This window comes from Rhizorhabdus sp. P4_G6, from assembly GCF_056401045.1.
Genome location: NZ_JBFUKC010000018.1, coordinates 12,501 through 29,952, shown reverse-complemented (window position 1 = coordinate 29,952; position 17,452 = coordinate 12,501). Strand labels below are relative to the sequence as shown.

Here is a 17,452-nt window from a genome sequence, read left to right as displayed (position 1 = left end):
TAAGCAGCGGCACATGACCGATACGCGACATCCTTGTTACGGAACGAGGTTCTGTCGCCCCTTGCGTGCGACGGACGGGGCCGAGACCCGCATTGCAACGAAAACGCCCTTATCGCATAGGCGGCGCTTGGCCCTCCGCGGCATGGAAGCCCAGACTTGCGAATTGTGATCATCGACGACAGCGGACTGCGCGCAACCGTCCTGGAGGACGGGCTGCGGGATGCCGGCTATGACGATATCCATGTCGTCCCGCCGCATGGCGCCTTCGTAGCCAAGCTGGAGCGCATGGCGCCGGATGTCGTGCTGATGGACCTGGGCAGCCCGAGTCGCGACACGCTGGAGGAAATGCTGGCGGTCAGCCGGGCGCTGGCCCGGCCGATCGCCATGTTCGTCGATCGCTCCGACGACCAGATGATCGGGGCGGCGATCGATGCCGGCGTGTCGGCCTATGTCGTCGATGGCCTGCGCAAGGAGCGGGTCAAGCCGATCCTGGACCTCGCCATCCGCCGCTTCAACGCCTTTGCGCGGATGCAGACGGAGCTGGACGAGGCGCGATCCGCCCTGGCCGACCGCAAGACGATCGACCGCGCCAAAACGCTGCTGATGAAAAGCCGAAACCTGCCGGAGCCCGAAGCCTATGCGCTGCTGCGATCGACCGCGATGAACCAGGGCCGCAAGATCATTGAGGTCGCCGAGGCACTGATCACGGCGCACAGCCTGCTCGGAGGCGGCGAATGACCCCCATCTCGATCGCCTTCCTTCCTCTCACCGACAGCGCGCCGCTGGTCGTCGCGCGCGAGAAGGGCTTCGCCGCGGACGTGGGCATCGATCTGGTGCTGCACAAGACGACCTCCTGGGCAACGCTGCGCGACAGGCTGGTCTATGGCCAGGTGCAGGCGGCCCATATGCTCGCTCCGCAGGCAATCGCCGTCACGCTGGGCCTCAGCCAGCATCCTGCCGCATTGTCGGCGCCGTTCAAGCTCAACGTCAACGGCAATGCGCTGTCGATGTCGATTGAGTTCGCGGCGGCGCTCGATCCCGATCTCGCCAAGCGGATTGCCGATCCCGTGGCGGCGGCGCACGATTTCGCGGCGGCGATCGGCCTGCATCGTCGCAAGCCGGTGATCGGCATCGTTCATCGCTACTCCAGCCATGCGCTGATGCTGCGCTACTGGCTGAGCTTCGCCGGAGTCGATCCCGATCGCGATCTCGCCCTGCGGGTGCTGCCGCCGTCGCTGATGGCCGAGGCGATGCGCAGCGGCGAAATCGACGGCTTCATCGCGGGCGAGCCCTGGAGCAGCGTTGCCGTCGCCGAAGGGTTGGCCGAGATCGTCGCTGTCGGGTCGCGCATCTGGCAGCGCGGCGTCGAAAAGGTGCTCGCCTTCCGGACCGACTGGATGGAAGACAATGCCCAGACCACCGACAAGCTGCTCATCGCCATGGCGGGCGCTGCCGCCTGGTGCGACGACCCGGCCAATGTCGAGGAACTGGCCGCACTGCTCGAGCGTCCCGGCTATGTCGGCCAGCCGGCCTCTACACTTCTTCCGGCGCTGAGCGGACGCTTCGTGCTGCGTTCGGGCAGCCCGCCAGTGGTGATCGACGATTTCATGCTGTTCGCGCGCGAGGCTGCCAACTTTCCGTGGCGCAGCCAGGCGCTGTGGATCTACTCGCAGCTCGTCCGGTGGGGATTGGCGGAGGCAAGCGCAGCCAATGAGCGGCTCGCGGCAGACGTGTTCCGCTCCGATATCTTCCGCCGCGCCCTCGCAGACGCAGCATTGCCGATGCCGGGCGCCAGCATGAAGGTCGAAGGCGCCTTGTCGACTCCGCTGGCGGTCGGTTCGAATAGCGGAACGCTGACCCTGGGGCCGGACAGGTTCTTCGACGGGCGGATTTTCGACCCTTCCAAGATTCAGGAATATCTTTCCGGCTTCGATAGTTAGGCGCTACCGCAGACGCCGCTGGCGGCACCGACATTCGCGATTGCAAAAAAACTACTTGCGCCGTAGCCGCGAATCGCTTGTTATGTGTGCACCGCACAATGGATGTGCGCGAAAAATCCGGCAGCCTCCCCAACGATGGGTGAGGCGCCTTTATCGAAACAGCAAAGCCGCTGTCGGCCCTTCATCGGGGGGCCGATCGCGGCTTTTTTTCATTTTTGCGCTTGGGGGAAAACATGGCCGACGACATCGAAGACCGTAGGGACGCCGCCACGATGATGGCGCGCCGCTCTTTCCTGAAGACTGGCGCCGCCGCCGCCGCCGGCATGGCCGCTGCCGGATTGTCCGGCCCGGTGCTGGGTGCCGCACCCGGCAAGCCCGAAGTGACCGGCGCGAAGCTCGGCTTCATCGCCCTTACCGACGCATCCCCGTTGATCATCGCCAAGGAACTCGGCCTGTTCGCCAAATATGGCATGCCCGATGTGGTGGTGGCCAAGCAGGCGAGCTGGGCCGGAACGCGTGACAATCTGGTGCTCGGCGCGGCCGGCGGCGGGATCGACGGCGCGCACATCCTGTCGCCGATGCCCTATCTGCTGACCCTCGGCACGATCGGCAAGGCCACCCCGATGAGCCTGCTCGCCCGGCTGAACGTCAACGGCCAGGCGATCTCGGTCGAGAAGCAATATCTCGCCGCGCGGGCCGACATCAACGCGGCGCGCATGAAGCCGCTGATCGCGCAGCGCAAGGCCGCCGGCCGCAAGATCACCATGGCCATGACCTTCCCCGGCGGCACCCACGACCTCTGGATCCGCTACTGGCTCGCGGCGCAGGGCATCAACCCCGAGAGCGATGTCGAGCTGATCACCATTCCGCCGCCCCAGATGGTCGCCAACATGCGCGCCAAGACGATGGAGGCGTTCTGCGTCGGCGAGCCGTGGAACGACCAGCTCGTGGCGCAGGGGCTTGGCTATACCGCGGTATCGACCGGCCAGCTCTGGATGAACCACCCGGAAAAGGCGTTCGCGATGCGCTCGGACTGGGTGGCGGCTCACCCCAATGCCGCGATTGCCCTGACCGCGGCGATCATCGAGGCGCAGCGCTGGTGCGACGTCCCCGCCAATAACGCCAAGCTGGCCGAGATCGTCGGCGGGCGCGATTGGCTCAAGGTGCCGGTCACCGACATCCAGGATCGCCTGCTGGGCAATTTCACGATGGGTGATGGCCGCGTGTTCAAGAACGCGCCGTTCAAGATGAAGTTCTGGGCGTCAAACGCCTCCTTCCCTTATAAGAGCCACGATCTCTGGTTCCTCACCGAGGACCAGCGCTGGGGCAAGCTGCCAGCGGATCTCAACACCAAGGCGGTGATCGCGAAGGTCAACCGCGCCGACATCTGGCGCAAGGCCGCGGTGTTGGCGAAGGTGCCGGCCGCACAGATCCCCAAGTCCGACAGCCGCGGCGTCGAGCGCTTCTTCGACGGCAAGGTCTTCGATCCCGCCAACCCGGCTGCCTATCTGGCCAGCCTTAAGATCAAGAAGGCCTGATCGGCCGCAAAGGAGCCTAGCGCATGTCGTCTCCTGTCCGCCTCGTCACCCCTTCGTCGGGCGCCTCCGAAAACGGCGTTGCCCGCACGGAGGCGGAGATCATCCCCTATCCGGGAGCAAGCCCCGCCGTGGCAGACGCAAGGAAGCGCCTCGATGTCGCGCCGCTGCTCGACAAGCTGCGCGGCATCGTCCTCACCATCCTGCCGACGCTGCTGATGCTCGTCGCGCTGCTGATGGTGTGGGAGATCGCCTGCAGCGGCGAGGGCGCCACGCTGCCGAGTCCGTCCAAGGTGTGGACCGGAAGCCACGACGTCATCATGCATCCGCTCAAGGGCATCGAGCTGGACGGCTTCGGCTTCAAGATCCAGGATGGCGGCGACGTCGGTATCGCCGGGCATATCCTGACCAGCCTCGGGCGCGTCGGCATCGGCTTCAGCCTGTCGGCGACCTTCGGCATCGCACTCGGCATCCTGATCGGCCAGAGCAAGTTCGCCTATCGCGCGCTCGATCCACTGTTTCAGATATTGCGCACCGTTCCGCCGCTCGCCTGGCTGCCGATCAGCCTCGCCATCTTCCAGCAGGCGCAACCCTCGGCGATCTTCCTGATCTTCATCACGGCGATCTGGCCGGTGATCCTGAACACCGCCGCCGGTGTGCAGAACATCCCGGCCACCTACCGCAATGTCGGCCGGGTGCTGTCGCTCAACCCCTTCGAATATTTCACCAAGATCATGCTGCCGGCCACCGTGCCGCACATGTTCACCGGCCTGCGCATCGGCGTCGGCATGAGCTGGCTGGCGATCGTCGCGGCCGAGATGGTCCAGGGCGGCACCGGCATCGGCTTCTTCATCTGGGACAGCTACAACAGCTCGCTGCTTACCGACACGATCGTCGCGCTCGTCTGGATTGGCCTGATCGGCTTCGCGCTCGATCGAATCGTCGGCTGGATCGGCCGCCGCATCGCTCGCGCAGCCTGAAGGAGGACATGGCATGAAGCATCGCAGCTATCTCGCGCTCGAGGGCATCGGGGTCACCTTTCCTACGCCCAAGGGCCCCTTCACAGCGCTTCGCGACATCGACCTGTCGATCGAGAAGGGCGAGTTCGTCGCATTGATCGGCCACTCCGGCTGCGGCAAGTCGACGCTGCTCAACATCATCGCCGGACTGACCCGGCCGAGTCGCGGCGTCATCTTCCTCGACGGCGACGTGATCGACCAGCCGGGGCCCGACCGCGCGGTGATCTTCCAGGATCATTCGCTGCTGCCCTGGCTGACGGTGGAGGAAAATGTCCGCCTTGCCGTCGACAAGGTGATGGCGGGCAAGCCGCGCGCCGAGCGGCGCGACTGGGTGATGCACAATCTCGACCTGGTCCAGATGGCGCATGCCGCCGCCAAGCGCCCGGGCGAGCTTTCGGGCGGCATGAAGCAGCGCGTCGGCATCGCCCGCGCCATTGCGATGAGCCCGCGCGTGCTGCTGATGGACGAGCCGTTCGGCGCGCTCGATGCGCTGACGCGCGCCAGCCTTCAGGATGCGGTCATGGCCATCCAGGCCAAGCTCAACAACACCGTGGTGATGATCACCCACGACGTCGACGAAGCCGTGCTGCTTGCCGACCGGGTGGTGATGATGACCAACGGCCCGGCCGCAACCATCGGCGAAGACCTGTCCGTCACGCTGACCCGGCCGCGCAACCGGATCGCGATGGCCGACACGCCCGACTATAACCATGCCCGGCAGGAGATCCTGCAGTTCCTGCACCAGCGCTATTCCAATCCAGCCGACAAGGCAGCCTGAATTGGCCGGGTAACAGCCCGGCCGGGGAGAGGATGCCTTCACCGGCATCGAACCAGATTACGATCTTATATGGGGGAAAGATCATGCGATTCCTGACATGCTGCCTGCTGTCTTCAGCAGCTCTGCTTCCGGCCGCCGCGCAGGCCGTCACGCTCAAGCCGATCATCGATACACGGCTCCGCTACGAGAATGTCGACCAGACCGGGTTCGGCAACAAGGCCGATGCGCTGACCGCACGCGCCCGGCTCGGCGTCGAAGCCGTCCAAGGCCCGTTCTCCTTCCTGGTCGAGGCCGAAGGGACGCTGGCGCTGGACGAGAAATATTCCAGCGGAGTCAACCGGAAGACGGCGCTCCCGGCCGCGATCGGCTATCCCGTCGTCGGCGATCCCGAGAATGTCGAACTCAACCGCATCCAGGTGCAATATAAGGGCCTGCCCGGCACCGTCGCCACCGCCGGCCGCCAGCGCATCAATCTCGACGACCAGCGCTTTGTCGGCGCGGCCGGCTGGCGCCAGAACGAACAGACTTTCGACGCGGTTCGCATCGAATGGAGCAAGGTCAAGAATCTCAAGGTGGATCTGACCTATAGCTGGTCCAATCGCACCATATGGGGCATCGACGGCGGCCGCCATGCCTACTCGCTCGGCCGGCCCCAGGCGATCAGCGGCGACAATGTCTTCGCCAACGTCTCGTACAAGACGCCCTATGGCAGCCTGACCGGCTTCTATTACCGGGTCGACGAGGACAAGCCGGTCGTGGCGCTTCTCCGCAACAGCTCGGGCACGTTCGGCGCCCGCTTCTCGGGCAGCCGGCCGCTGACGAAGTCCGTCAAATGGACCTACACGCTGAGCTACGCGCATCAGCAGGATATCGGCACCAGCCCGATCGACTATTCGGCGGATTATTTCCTGGCGGAAGGCTCGCTCGATGTCGCCGCGTTCAAGCTCGGCGCCGGCGTCGAGCAGCTCGGCGCCGACCGCAACGTCACCACCAAGGCGACCGGCCTTCGCTTTCCCGGCGGCTTCGCCTTCCAGACGCCGTTCGCGACGCTCCACAAATTCCAGGGCTGGGCTGACAAGTTCCTCACCACCCCGGCGCAGGGCATCACCGATTATTATGCCTCTGCGGGCTATGGCTGGAAGAAGGTCGGTGTATTTGACGTGATCTCGGCGACGGCCGTCTACCATCGCTTCGACAGCGACGTCGCCAGCATCCATTATGGCGACGAGATCGATCTCCAGCTCCAGGCGAAGATGAAGAAATACACCTTCACCGCCAAATATGCCGATTATCAGCGCCAGGGCATCGCCAGCTTCGCCGGCGATGCCGACACCAAGAAGATCTGGCTGCAGGTCGAATGGGCCCTGTAGAGGCTAACTGACAGCCCTCCCGTCATGCTGGCTTGTTTCAGCATTTAATCGTCCCTCGGGGCGGCACCTGGGTTCAGGTGGATACTGAAACAAGTTCAGCATGGCGATGTGGGGAGGGGCGCCTGAAAGTCATTTACCGACGGGGTTGTGACGGACGAGGTTGATCCACCACTTGCAAATGCTGCACCGCGCAAAAATCCTCTTGCCATTGCGCGGCATCCGTGGGAATTCATGCATCGAGGCAAGGACGCCTCGAATCCATAAAATGGGCCGATCCGACGCAGGAAAGGTCCACCGCCAAGGCCGCAAGGCCACGGCTCAGGCAATGACGCCGCCCGAACCGATCGATTCGATCGTGCTTCGAGGCGGCTTTTTTCATGTCTGCGCCAATTCGGATGAAACTGGCTTGAGTTGAGGTTGAGCAATGAACAAGGGTTTCTGGGCAGCGGGCCACCGGCCGACACTGATCGCCGCCTTTCTCTATTTCGACATCGCCTTCATGGTGTGGGTGTTGCTCGGCCCCTTGGCCCCGAGCATCGCGACTGACCTGGGCCTGAGCCCTGCCCAGAAAGGCTTCATGGTCGCGGTTCCGACGCTGGCCGGCGCGATCCTGCGCCTGGTCAATGGCGTGCTGGTCGACCGGATCGGCCCGAAAATGACCGGCGCGATCGGCCAGGTGGTCGTGATGACAGGGTTGCTCACGGCCTGGCTGCTTGGGGTCCATAGCTTCGGCGGCACGATTGCTGTCGGCGTGATCCTCGGCTTTGCCGGTGCGAGCTTCGCGGTGGCGCTGCCGCTCGCCAGCCGCTGGTATCCCGCCGAGCATCAGGGCACTGCGCTCGGCATCGCCGGCATGGGCAATAGCGGCACCGTCCTGGCAGCACTGTTCGCGCCGACGCTAGCCAAGCTGTTCGGCTGGAACAGCGTGCTCGGCCTCGCGGTGATCCCGCTCGCGATCGTGTTCGTGGTGTACATGATCTACGCCAGGAACGCGCCCAACCCGCCCGCTGCCAAGCCCGTCACCGCCTATCTCGAGCCGCTCAAGAAGGCCGATGCGTGGTGGTTCATGCTATTCTACGGGGTCAGCTTCGGCGGGTTCGTCGGCCTCAGCTCGTCGCTGTCGATCTACTTCACCGACCAGTTCGCCCTGACCCCGGTCATCGCCGGCTACTGCACTGCCGCCTGCGTGTTCGCCGGCTCGCTGATCCGTCCGTTCGGTGGCGCCGTGGCCGATCGCATCGGCGGCACCAAGGCGCTTAGCATCGCCTATCTGCTCGCCGCGATCACCCTCAGCGCGATCAGCACCGGCCCATCGACGGTCGCACTGGCGCTCGGCCTGTTCCTGGTGGCGATGCTGGCGCTCGGCTTCGGCAACGGCGCGGTGTTCCAGCTCGTGCCGCAGCGCTTCAAGGAGGAGATCGGCGTGATGACCGGTCTGGTCGGTTTCGCGGGCGGCGTCGGCGGCTTCTACCTGGCCTCGTCGCTGGGCCTCGCCAAGCAGCTCACCGGCAGCCCGCAGCTCGGCTTCCTGATCTTCGCGGGACTGGCGATGATCGCCCTCGGCGGGATCAGCCTGGTCAAGGGCCGCTGGCGCTCGACCTGGCCGACCGCACTGGCCGGCGCGCGTATCTGATGCGCGCCGCCGCCCTCCTCTTCGCTATCGCAAATTGAAGGAAGCGCGATGCTGTCCCCCACTCCCCGCGAACATCTGATCGTCATCGGCAACGGCATGGCCGGTTGCCGGGCGGTCGAGGAGATCCTCGAGCGCGATGCCAGCCGCTACTCGATCACCATCTTCGGGGCCGAGCCCTATGTGAACTATAACCGCATCATGCTCTCGCCGGTGCTGGCCGGCGAGAAGAGCTTCGACGACATCGTCATCAACGGGCCCGAATGGTATCGCGACAACGCCATCGAGCTGATCAGCGGCGATCCGGTGATCGCGATCGACCGGGCCGCGCGCACCGTCACCTCCCAGGGAGGCCGCACCGTCGGCTATGACAAGCTGCTGATCGCAACAGGCTCCGATCCGTTCATCATCCCGGTGCCGGGCAAGGACCTGCCCGGCGTGATCAGCTTCCGCGACATGAAGGACGTCGATCATATGCTCGCGGCGGCCGACGGCGGCGGCGATGCGGTGGTGATCGGCGGCGGCCTGCTGGGCCTCGAAGCCGCCCATGGGCTGACGCTGCGCGGCATGAAGGTCACCGTCATCCACCTGATGCCGACGCTGATGGAGCGCCAGCTCGACGAGGCGGCCGGCTGGCTGCTCAAGACCGAGCTCGAACGCCGCGGCCAGACGATCCTGATCGGCGCCGACACCGCCGCGATCGTCGGCGACGGCAAGGTCGAAGGCGTGCAGCTCAAGGACGGCCGGACGATCCCCGCCAGCCTGGTGGTGATGGCGGTCGGCATCCGCCCCTCGGTCGCGCTGGCCCGCGAGGCCGGCCTGGCGATCGGGCGCGGCATCCAGGTTGACGATCATATGGTGACCAGCGATCCCGCGATCCTGGCGGTCGGCGAATGCGTCGAGCATGACGGCATGGTTTATGGCCTCGTGGCGCCGCTGTGGGAGATGTGCCGCGCGCTGGCCGACGGGCTGGTCCAGCAGCCGAGCGGCTATCGCGGTTCGGTCACGTCGACCAAGCTCAAGGTGTCCGGCATCGATGTCTTCTCGGCGGGCGATTTCGCCGGCGGCGAGGGCGCCGAGGACATCGTGCTGCGCGATGCCTCACGCGGCGTGTACAAGCGCGTCGTGGTCCGCGACGATCGCATCGTCGGCGCCGTGCTCTATGGCGACACCGCCGATGGCGGCTGGTATTTCGATCTGCTGCGGAAGAACGAGGACATCGCGTCGATCCGTGACGTGCTGATCTTCGGCCAAGCCTTCGCCTCCGGAGGGGGGCAGACGGACCCTAAGGCTGCCGTTGCAGCGCTCTCGGACGATGCCGAGATCTGTGGCTGCAACGGCGTCTCCAAGGGCAAGGTCGTCGCGTCGATCGCGGCCGGCGCCTGCACGCTCGACGCGGTGCGCGCGACCTGCAAGGCATCGGCGTCGTGCGGCTCCTGCACCGGGCTGGTCGAACAGATCCTCGCCGTCACGCTGGGCGACGACTATCATGGCGAGCGCACGGCGAAGACGATCTGCAAGTGCAGCAGCTTCACCCATGACGACGTTCGCCGCGAGATCGTCGCGCAGGATATGAAGTCGATCCCCGAGGTGATGCAGAAGCTCAGCTGGTCGACGCCCGACGGCTGCTCCTCCTGCCGCCCGGCGCTCAATTATTATCTGCTGTGCGCGCACCCCGGCGACTATGTCGACGACCAGCAGAGTCGCTTCGTCAACGAACGCCTCCATGCCAACATCCAGAAGGACGGCACCTATTCGGTGGTGCCGCGGATGTGGGGCGGCCTGACCAACCCGCGCGAGCTGCGCGCGATCGCCGACGTCGTCGAGAAGTACGACGCGCCCATGGTCAAGGTGACCGGCGGCCAGCGGCTCGACATCTTCGGCATCAAGAAGGAGGACTTGCCCGCGGTCTGGGCCGATCTCAATGCCGCGGGGATGGTTTCTGGCCATGCCTATGGCAAGGCGCTGCGCACCGTGAAGACCTGCGTCGGATCCGAATGGTGCCGCTTCGGAACCCAGGATTCGACCGGGCTCGGCGTCCAGCTCGAGCAGATGAGCTGGGGCTCGTGGATGCCGCACAAGTTCAAGATCGCGGTGTCGGGCTGCCCGCGCAACTGCGCCGAAGCGACGATCAAGGATTTCGGCGTGATCTGCGTCGACTCGGGCTACGAGCTGCATGTCGGCGGCAATGGCGGGATCAAGCTGCGCGGCACCGATCTGCTCTGCAAGGTTGCGACCGAGCAGCAGGCGATGGATTATTGCGCGGCCTTCATCCAGCTCTACCGCGAGGAAGCCTGGTATCTCGAGCGCACGGCGCCCTGGATCGAGCGGGTCGGCATCGACTATGTCCGCCAGCGCATCGCCGAGGACGAGGTCGGCCGCGAGGCGCTGACCAGCCGCTTCCTCTATTCGCAGAACTTCTCGCAGGACGACCCCTGGGCCGCGCGCGCCGCGGGCGCCCAGCGCGAGCAGCATGCACATCTGGGCGAATTCCGCCCGCTCGCACTCGAAGCCGCGGAGTAAGCGCGATGATTGGAGACTGGATCGATGTCGGCGCGATCGGGGAGATCCCCGTCCGCGGCGCCCGCACGATAAAGATGGGCGCCAACGGCGCGGGGGGCGAGGAAATCGCCATCTTCCGCACCAGCGCAAACCGGGTCTATGCCCTCGTCAACCGCTGCCCGCACAAACATGGCCCGCTCAGCCAGGGGATCGTCCATGGCGATGCGGTCGCCTGCCCGCTGCACAATTGGCGGATATCGCTGTCGACCGGCGAGGCGCTCGGCGAGGACAAGGGCTGCGTGCCGACCATCCCGGTGCGGATCGACGCGGGGCGGGTGCTGATCTCGCGGCTCGCAATGCTGGCGAACGCGGCCGCCGCATGAACGAAGCGGCGCCCGTCAAGACGACCTGCGCCTATTGCGGCGTGGGATGCGGCGTCGTCGCCACCCCGGTCGAGGGGCGCACCGTCCAGATCACCGGCGATCCCGATCATCCTGCCAATCGCGGCAGGCTGTGCTCGAAGGGCACCCAGCTCGGCGAGACGGTCGGGCTGGAGGGGCGGCTGCTGACCCCCATGATCGGCGACCGCCGCGCCAGCTGGGACAAGGCGCTGGACCTCGTCGCCCGCCGCTTCCGCGACACCATCGCCAGACATGGTCCCGACAGCGTCGCCTTCTACGTTTCCGGCCAGTTGCTGACCGAAGACTATTATGTCGCCAACAAGCTGATGAAGGGATTCATCGGATCGGCGAATATCGACACCAATTCGCGACTGTGCATGTCGAGCGCCGTCGCCGGCCATGTCCGCGCCTTCGGCGAGGATGTGGTCCCGGCCAGCTATGAAGATCTGGATGAAGCGGACCTGATCGTGCTGGTCGGCTCCAACACCGCCTGGTGCCATCCGATCGTCTATCAGCGCATCCAGGCGGCCCGCGCGGCGCGCGGCACCAAGCTGGTCGTGATTGATCCGCGCCGCACCGAAAGCTGCGAGGACGCCGATCTCCACCTTGCCCTCCGCCCCGGCAGCGATGTGGCGTTGATGAACGGCCTGCTCGCCTATTGCCGCCGCGAAGGCCTGATCGACGAGGCCTATCTGGAAGCGAGCGTCGCCACGCCCGACGGCTTCTGGGACAATATCGCGCATGACAATGACCTGTGGTCGGTCGCCAAGACCTGCGATGTCGCACCCGAGCGGCTGCTGCGCTTCTTCGAACTGTTTGCAGCCCATCCGCGCACCGTCACGATGTTCAGCCAAGGCATCAACCAGGCGCTGCGCGGTACCGATCAGGTCAACGCGATCGTCAATCTCCACCTCGCCACCGGGCGGATCGGCAAGCCGGGCGCGGCACCCTTCTCGATCACCGGCCAGCCCAATGCGATGGGCGGCCGGGAGGTGGGCGGCCTCGCCTCGACCCTGGCCGCGCACATGGACTTCGCGCCCGCCAATGTCGCTCGGGTCGGCCGCTTCTGGGCGGCACCGAACATGGCTGCCAAGCCAGGTCTCAAGGCGGTCGAGATGTTCCGCGCCGTCGGCGAGGGCCGGATCAAGGCAATCTGGGTGATGGGCACCAATCCCGCGGTGAGCATGCCCGACGCCGGCCGGGTCCGCGAGGCGCTCGCGGCCTGCCCCTTCGTGGTCGTCTCGGACGTGATCGCCGACACCGACACCACCCGCTTCGCCCATGTCCGCCTGCCTGCCGCGGGCTGGGGCGAGAAGGATGGCACGGTCACGAACAGCGAGCGCGTCATCAGCCGCCAGCGGCAGTTCCTGCCCTTCGCGGGCGAAGCGCGCCCCGACTGGTGGATCATGAGCCAGATCGCCCACCGGATGGGCTGGGCGAGCGCGTTCAGCTACGACCGGCCCGCGGATATCTACCGCGAGCATGCGCGGCTCACCAGCTACGGCAATGAGGGTGCGCGGGTGCTGGACCTGCGCCATCATGCCGTGATCGGCAATCCCGGCTATGATGCGATGGAGCCCTATCGCTGGGGCGGGACGCCCTTCGTCGATGGCCGCTTCCCGAGCATCGACGGCAAGGCGCGGCTGGTGCCCACCGTCCAGGCGTCGCTGGCCGATCCGCTGCGCGACTGGCCGCTGACGCTCAACACCGGCCGCTATCGCGACCACTGGCACACGATGACCCGCACCGGCCTGTCGCCCCGGTTGGCGCGCCACCGCGAGGAACCCCTCGTCGACATCAACCCCGAGGATTGCGACCGGCTCGGCCTGGCCGACGGGGACATCGCGCGGGTGTCGACGCCACAGGGCGCGAGCCTGTTCCGCGTGCGGTCCACCGAGGACCAGCGCCGCGGCGACATCTTCACCCCGATCCACTGGACCGATCGCCAGTCGACCGGCGGCCGCACCGGCCTGTTGCCGCGCCCGTTGACCGATCCGCATTCGGGACAGCCCGGCTTCAAGTCGACGCCGGCGCAGGTCGAGAAGGTCGCAATCGAGTGGCGCGGCTTCCTGATCGTGCGCGGCGGCGCGAAGACGCCGCCCCCCAGCCTTTGGGCGACGCGGATCACCGTGCCCGGCGGCGCGCTCTACGAGCTCGCCGGCATCGGAGCCTATGAGGCGCTCGAGGCGAGCCTGCCCGCCGGTGCCCGGATCGAGGCGGCCGATGCCGCGCTGGGATCGCGCCGGATCGCGGTGCTGAACGACGGACGTTTGTCGGCGGTGCTGTTCGTCACCCGGGCCGGCCAGCTGCCGAGCCGCGACTGGCTGGTCGCGCAGCTCGACGCGCCGGACGTGGCTCCCACCCTGCTCGCCGGCCGGGCGCCCGGGGCGCAGCCGGATCGTGGCGCGCTGATCTGTTCCTGCTTCGATGTCGGGCTCAAGACGATCGTCGCGGCGATCAGCCAGCAGCAGCTCGCCGATGTCGCCGCGATCGGCAAGGCGCTCGGCGCCGGCACCAATTGCGGATCCTGCCGCCCCGCCCTGGCCCGCATTCTTGCCGATATCTCGCCTGCTCCGGAGACCATCTTTGCAGCGGAATGACCCGATGACGCCCGGAATCGAACCGGGAAGCGTCTGGCTGGTCGGGGCCGGCCCCGGCGATCCCGATCTGCTGACCCGCAAGGCCGAGCGGCTGATCGGCGCCGCCGACATCATCTTCTACGATGCGCTGGTGGGACCCGGCATCCTCGATCTGGCACGAGCGGGCACCCAGATGGTCAGCGTCGGCAAGCGTTCGGGACGACATAGCAAGGATCAGGGGTCGATCAACGACCTGCTCCTCGCCGCGGCGCGTGAAGGCCGCTGCGTCGTCCGGCTGAAGGGCGGCGATCCGTCGATCTTCGGCCGCTCGACCGAGGAGATCGACCATCTCACCGCGCATGGCATCGCCGTGCATGTCTGCCCCGGCATCACCGCCGCCAGCGCGGCCGCGGCCAGCGGAATGGCGTCGCTCACGCTGCGCGGGCTTGCCCGCCGCCTGACCTTCGTCACCGCGCATGCGCGCGCCGGCGAGGCGATCGATCTCGACTGGCCGGCGCTCGCCGCGGCCGACACGACGCTCGCCGTCTATATGGGCCGCGCCGCCGCGCCGCAGATCATGCGCAACCTTATCGACGCCGGCCGCGCAGCCGACACCCCGGTAATGATCGCGGTGAATATCTCGCTGCCCGGCGAGCGGCTGATCCGCGGCAAGCTGTCGGCGCTGCCATTTCTTACTTCGACGATCAGCGACGACGATCCGACGCTGCTGATCATCGGCGAAGCGGTGCGGCGGGAGCTGCCTGCCGCGGCGCAAGCGGCGGATGGGCGGCGCTTTGTCGACGACGCGCCGGTCCGCGCGTAAAGGTAGAGAGGCCTGGCCTCCTGCCGGAGGCGAAGCGGCCCGCGCGGAGTTATCCGAGCGGGCTGAGATTGTTGGTTTTGGTTATTTGGTTGCGGGGACAGGATTTGAACCTGTGACCTTCAGGTTATGAGCCTGACGAGCTACCGGGCTGCTCCACCCCGCGACACTGAGAGCGGCCTTGGGGTTGTGGCCCTGTTGGCCTTTGAGATTGTGAAGGGTTCTAATATCCCGTGCCTGTTGCGCCGGCTTCAAAGCCTGGCGGCGACCTACTCTTCCACTGCTTAAGCACTAGTACCATCGGCGCGGTCTGGTTTCACGGCCGAGTTCGGGATGGGATCGGGTGGGTCACAGACGCTATGGCCACCAAGCTATGGAGCCGGCGCAATAGGGTTGGGATATGGTTCTATCGATGCGTGCACGTTGACATATATACCGAGCGTTATTCCGCCATCAGGATTGATATTGATGGCGGGGCTCTCAAGCGCGAATAGAGCAATTAGTATCGGTTAGCTCCATGGGTTACCCCACTTCCACATCCGATCTATCAAGGTCGTGGTCTTCGACCGCTCTAAGATATCTTATCTTGAGGGAGGCTTCCCGCTTAGATGCTTTCAGCGGTTATCCCGTCCGTACATAGCTACCCTGCTGCGCGGCTGGCGCCACGACAGGTCCACCAGAGGTACGTTCAACCCGGTCCTCTCGTACTAGGGTCAACTCCTCTCAAATATCGACGCCCACGGCAGATAGGGACCAAACTGTCTCGCGACGTTCTGAACCCAGCTCACGTACCACTTTAATTGGCGAACAGCCAAACCCTTGGGACCTGCTCCAGCCCCAGGATGTGATGAGCCGACATCGAGGTGCCAAACAACCCCGTCGATATGAGCTCTTGGGGGTTATCAGCCTGTTATCCCCGGCGTACCTTTTATCCGTTGAGCGATGGCCCTTCCACGAGGGACCACCGGATCACTATGACCGACTTTCGTCTCTGCTCGACTTGTCAGTCTCGCAGTCAGGCTGGCTTATGCCATTGCACTCTAACAGCCGGTTTCCAACCGGCCTGAGCCAACCTTCGCGCGCCTCCGTTACTCTTTGGGAGGCGACCGCCCCAGTCAAACTACCCGCCACAGAGGGTCCCTGAACCAGTTTCATGGTTCGAGGTTAGACATCAGAAAACAACAGGGTGGTATTTCACCTATGGCTCCACACGGGCTGGCGCCCATGCTTCAAAGCCTCCCACCTATGCTACACAATTCTTTCCTAATGCCACTCTGAAGCTGCAGTAAAGGTGCACGGGGTCTTTCCGTCTAACCGCGGGTACTCCGCATCTTCACGGAGAATTCAATTTCGCTGAGCATGTACTGGAGACAGTGGGGAAGTCGTTACGCCATTCGTGCAGGTCGGAACTTACCCGACAAGGAATTTCGCTACCTTAGGACCGTTATAGTTACGGCCGCCGTTTACCTGGGCTTCATTTCGGAGCTTGCACCCCTCCACTTAACCTTCAGGCACCGGGCAGGCGTCAGACCCTATACGTCGTCTTGAAGCCGACTTAGCAGAGCCCTGTGTTTTTGCTAAACAGTCGCTACCCCCTGGCCTGTGCCCCCCACAAATGGTTGCCCATAGGTGGGGCCTCCTTCTTCCGAAGGTACGGAGGCAATTTGCCGAGTTCCTTCAGTACACTTCTCTCAAGCGCCTTGGTATACTCTACCTGACCACCTGTGTCGGTTTCGGGTACGGTCTATACGGTGGGGCTATTTCCTGGAACCATTTCGAAGCCACTCCAATCCAATAAGGAGTGACAACACACATGATCCGTCACACACCACCAGGCCCACGAATATTAACGTGGTTCCCATCGACTACCCCCTTCGGGCTCGTCTTAGGGGCCGGCTCACCCTGCGCGGATTAGCCTTGCGCAGGAACCCTTGGTCTTTCGGCGACAGGGCATCTCACCCTGTTTATCGCTACTCATGTCTGCATTCGCACTTCCGATACCTCCACGACCCATTACCAGATCGCTTCAACGGCCTACGGAACGCTCCGCTACCGCGTGGATAAATCCACACCCTAAGCTTCGGTGCGTGTCTTGAGCCCCGTTACATCTTCGCCGCAGGAACCCTTATTTAGACCAGTGAGCTGTTACGCTTTCTTTAAAGGATGGCTGCTTCTAAGCCAACCTCCTGGTTGTTTTGGGATTCCCACATGCTTTCCCACTTAGACACGACTTGGGGACCTTAGCTGTAGGTCAGGGCTGTTTCCCTCTTGACGACGGACCTTAGCACCCGCCGTCTGTCTCCCGGATATTACTCGATGGTATTCGGAGTTTGGTTGAATTTGGTAGATCTCGCGACCCCCGCATCCATCCAGTGCTCTACCCCCATCGGTATTCATCCGAGGCACTACCTCAATAGTTTTCGCGGAGAACCAGCTATTTCCCGGCTTGATTGGCCTTTCACCCCTAAACACAACTCATCCGGTAACTTTTCAACGTTAATCGGTTCGGACCTCCAGTGGGTGTTACCCCACCTTCATCCTGGTCATGCCTAGATCGCCGGGTTTCGGGTCTAATGCATCAAACTAAGTCGCCCTATTCAGACTCGCTTTCGCTGCGCCTACACCTAACGGCTTAAGCTTGCTTGATACATTAAGTCACAGACCCATTATGCAAGAGGTACGCTGTCAGGCCTCAAGGACCCTCCAACTGCTTGTAGGCATTCGGTTTCAGGTACTATTTCACTCCCCTCATCGGGGTGCTTTTCACCTTTCCCTCACGGTACTTGTTCACTATCGGTCATGCACGAGTATTTAGGCTTAGAGGGTGGTCCCCCTATGTTCAGACAGGATTACACGTGTCCCGCCCTACTCAAGTCCT

Annotated in this window: 11 protein-coding genes, 1 tRNA gene and 2 rRNA genes (1 of these 14 running past the window's edge); 11 read left to right on the top strand and 3 right to left on the bottom strand. The window is 64.5% G+C overall.

What is annotated here, in order from left to right; all coding sequences use genetic code 11:
- Window positions 1–156: 156 nt before the first annotated feature.
- From AC1DPF_RS15590 to cobA, 11 genes are all read left to right on the top strand, one after another.
- Entirely contained in the window at window positions 157–738 is a 582-nt protein-coding gene (locus tag AC1DPF_RS15590; protein ID WP_477873330.1) for an ANTAR domain-containing response regulator, read from the top strand.
- Entirely contained in the window at window positions 735–1,940 is a 1,206-nt protein-coding gene (locus tag AC1DPF_RS15585) for a CmpA/NrtA family ABC transporter substrate-binding protein (protein WP_477873332.1), read from the top strand. Before AC1DPF_RS15590 ends, AC1DPF_RS15585 begins: the two co-directional genes overlap by 4 nt.
- Window positions 1,941–2,173: 233 nt before the next feature.
- On the top strand, window positions 2,174–3,478 hold the full coding sequence (locus tag AC1DPF_RS15580) for a CmpA/NrtA family ABC transporter substrate-binding protein (protein ID WP_477873334.1): 1,305 nt from the start codon (window positions 2,174–2,176) through the stop codon (window positions 3,476–3,478).
- A gap of 23 nt (window positions 3,479–3,501) precedes the next feature.
- Window positions 3,502–4,455: a nitrate ABC transporter permease gene (ntrB, locus tag AC1DPF_RS15575; protein WP_477873336.1), complete on the top strand. Its 954-nt coding sequence runs from the start codon at window positions 3,502–3,504 to the stop codon at window positions 4,453–4,455.
- Between the two features lie 13 nt (window positions 4,456–4,468).
- Window positions 4,469–5,272, top strand: a complete 804-nt coding sequence (locus tag AC1DPF_RS15570) for an ABC transporter ATP-binding protein (protein WP_477873338.1) — start codon at window positions 4,469–4,471, stop codon at window positions 5,270–5,272.
- Between the two features lie 83 nt (window positions 5,273–5,355).
- Window positions 5,356–6,642 carry an alginate export family protein gene (locus tag AC1DPF_RS15565; RefSeq protein WP_477873340.1) on the top strand — a complete coding sequence of 429 codons (1,287 nt, stop codon included), beginning with the start codon at window positions 5,356–5,358 and terminating at the stop codon, window positions 6,640–6,642.
- 424 nt (window positions 6,643–7,066) lie between these two features.
- Entirely contained in the window at window positions 7,067–8,275 is a 1,209-nt protein-coding gene (locus AC1DPF_RS15560) for a nitrate/nitrite transporter (protein WP_477873344.1), read from the top strand.
- Between the two features lie 48 nt (window positions 8,276–8,323).
- Complete coding sequence (gene nirB, locus AC1DPF_RS15555; protein WP_477873346.1) at window positions 8,324–10,795, top strand: nitrite reductase large subunit NirB; 2,472 nt, start codon at window positions 8,324–8,326, stop codon at window positions 10,793–10,795.
- 5 nt (window positions 10,796–10,800) lie between these two features.
- Window positions 10,801–11,157, top strand: a complete 357-nt coding sequence (nirD, locus tag AC1DPF_RS15550; RefSeq protein WP_477873348.1) for a nitrite reductase small subunit NirD — start codon at window positions 10,801–10,803, stop codon at window positions 11,155–11,157.
- On the top strand, window positions 11,154–13,775 hold the full coding sequence (locus AC1DPF_RS15545) for a molybdopterin-dependent oxidoreductase (RefSeq protein ID WP_477962256.1): 2,622 nt from the start codon (window positions 11,154–11,156) through the stop codon (window positions 13,773–13,775). Before nirD ends, AC1DPF_RS15545 begins: the two co-directional genes overlap by 4 nt.
- Window positions 13,776–13,779: 4 nt before the next feature.
- Window positions 13,780–14,577 (top strand): uroporphyrinogen-III C-methyltransferase, encoded by a 798-nt coding sequence (gene cobA / locus AC1DPF_RS15540; RefSeq protein ID WP_477962254.1) that lies wholly within the window; start codon window positions 13,780–13,782, stop codon window positions 14,575–14,577.
- Between the two features lie 86 nt (window positions 14,578–14,663).
- Here cobA and AC1DPF_RS15535 read toward each other — a convergent pair.
- From AC1DPF_RS15535 to AC1DPF_RS15525, 3 genes are all read right to left on the bottom strand, one after another.
- A tRNA-Met gene (locus AC1DPF_RS15535) sits at window positions 14,664–14,740 on the bottom strand.
- A 90-nt stretch (window positions 14,741–14,830) separates the two neighbouring features.
- Window positions 14,831–14,945, bottom strand: a 5S ribosomal RNA gene (gene rrf / locus AC1DPF_RS15530).
- A 108-nt stretch (window positions 14,946–15,053) separates the two neighbouring features.
- Window positions 15,054–17,452: ribosomal RNA gene (locus AC1DPF_RS15525) — 23S ribosomal RNA — on the bottom strand (it continues 406 nt past the right edge of the window).

Coding starts and splice junctions, on each gene's coding strand:
- AC1DPF_RS15585 (WP_477873332.1), top strand. CDS start 735: ATGACCCCCATCTCGATCGCCTTCCTTCCTCTCACCGACAGCGCGCCG.
- AC1DPF_RS15580 (WP_477873334.1), top strand. CDS start 2,174: ATGGCCGACGACATCGAAGACCGTAGGGACGCCGCCACGATGATGGCG.
- ntrB (WP_477873336.1), top strand. CDS start 3,502: ATGTCGTCTCCTGTCCGCCTCGTCACCCCTTCGTCGGGCGCCTCCGAA.
- AC1DPF_RS15570 (WP_477873338.1), top strand. CDS start 4,469: ATGAAGCATCGCAGCTATCTCGCGCTCGAGGGCATCGGGGTCACCTTT.
- AC1DPF_RS15565 (WP_477873340.1), top strand. CDS start 5,356: ATGCGATTCCTGACATGCTGCCTGCTGTCTTCAGCAGCTCTGCTTCCG.
- AC1DPF_RS15560 (WP_477873344.1), top strand. CDS start 7,067: ATGAACAAGGGTTTCTGGGCAGCGGGCCACCGGCCGACACTGATCGCC.
- nirB (WP_477873346.1), top strand. CDS start 8,324: ATGCTGTCCCCCACTCCCCGCGAACATCTGATCGTCATCGGCAACGGC.
- nirD (WP_477873348.1), top strand. CDS start 10,801: ATGATTGGAGACTGGATCGATGTCGGCGCGATCGGGGAGATCCCCGTC.
- AC1DPF_RS15545 (WP_477962256.1), top strand. CDS start 11,154: ATGAACGAAGCGGCGCCCGTCAAGACGACCTGCGCCTATTGCGGCGTG.
- cobA (WP_477962254.1), top strand. CDS start 13,780: ATGACGCCCGGAATCGAACCGGGAAGCGTCTGGCTGGTCGGGGCCGGC.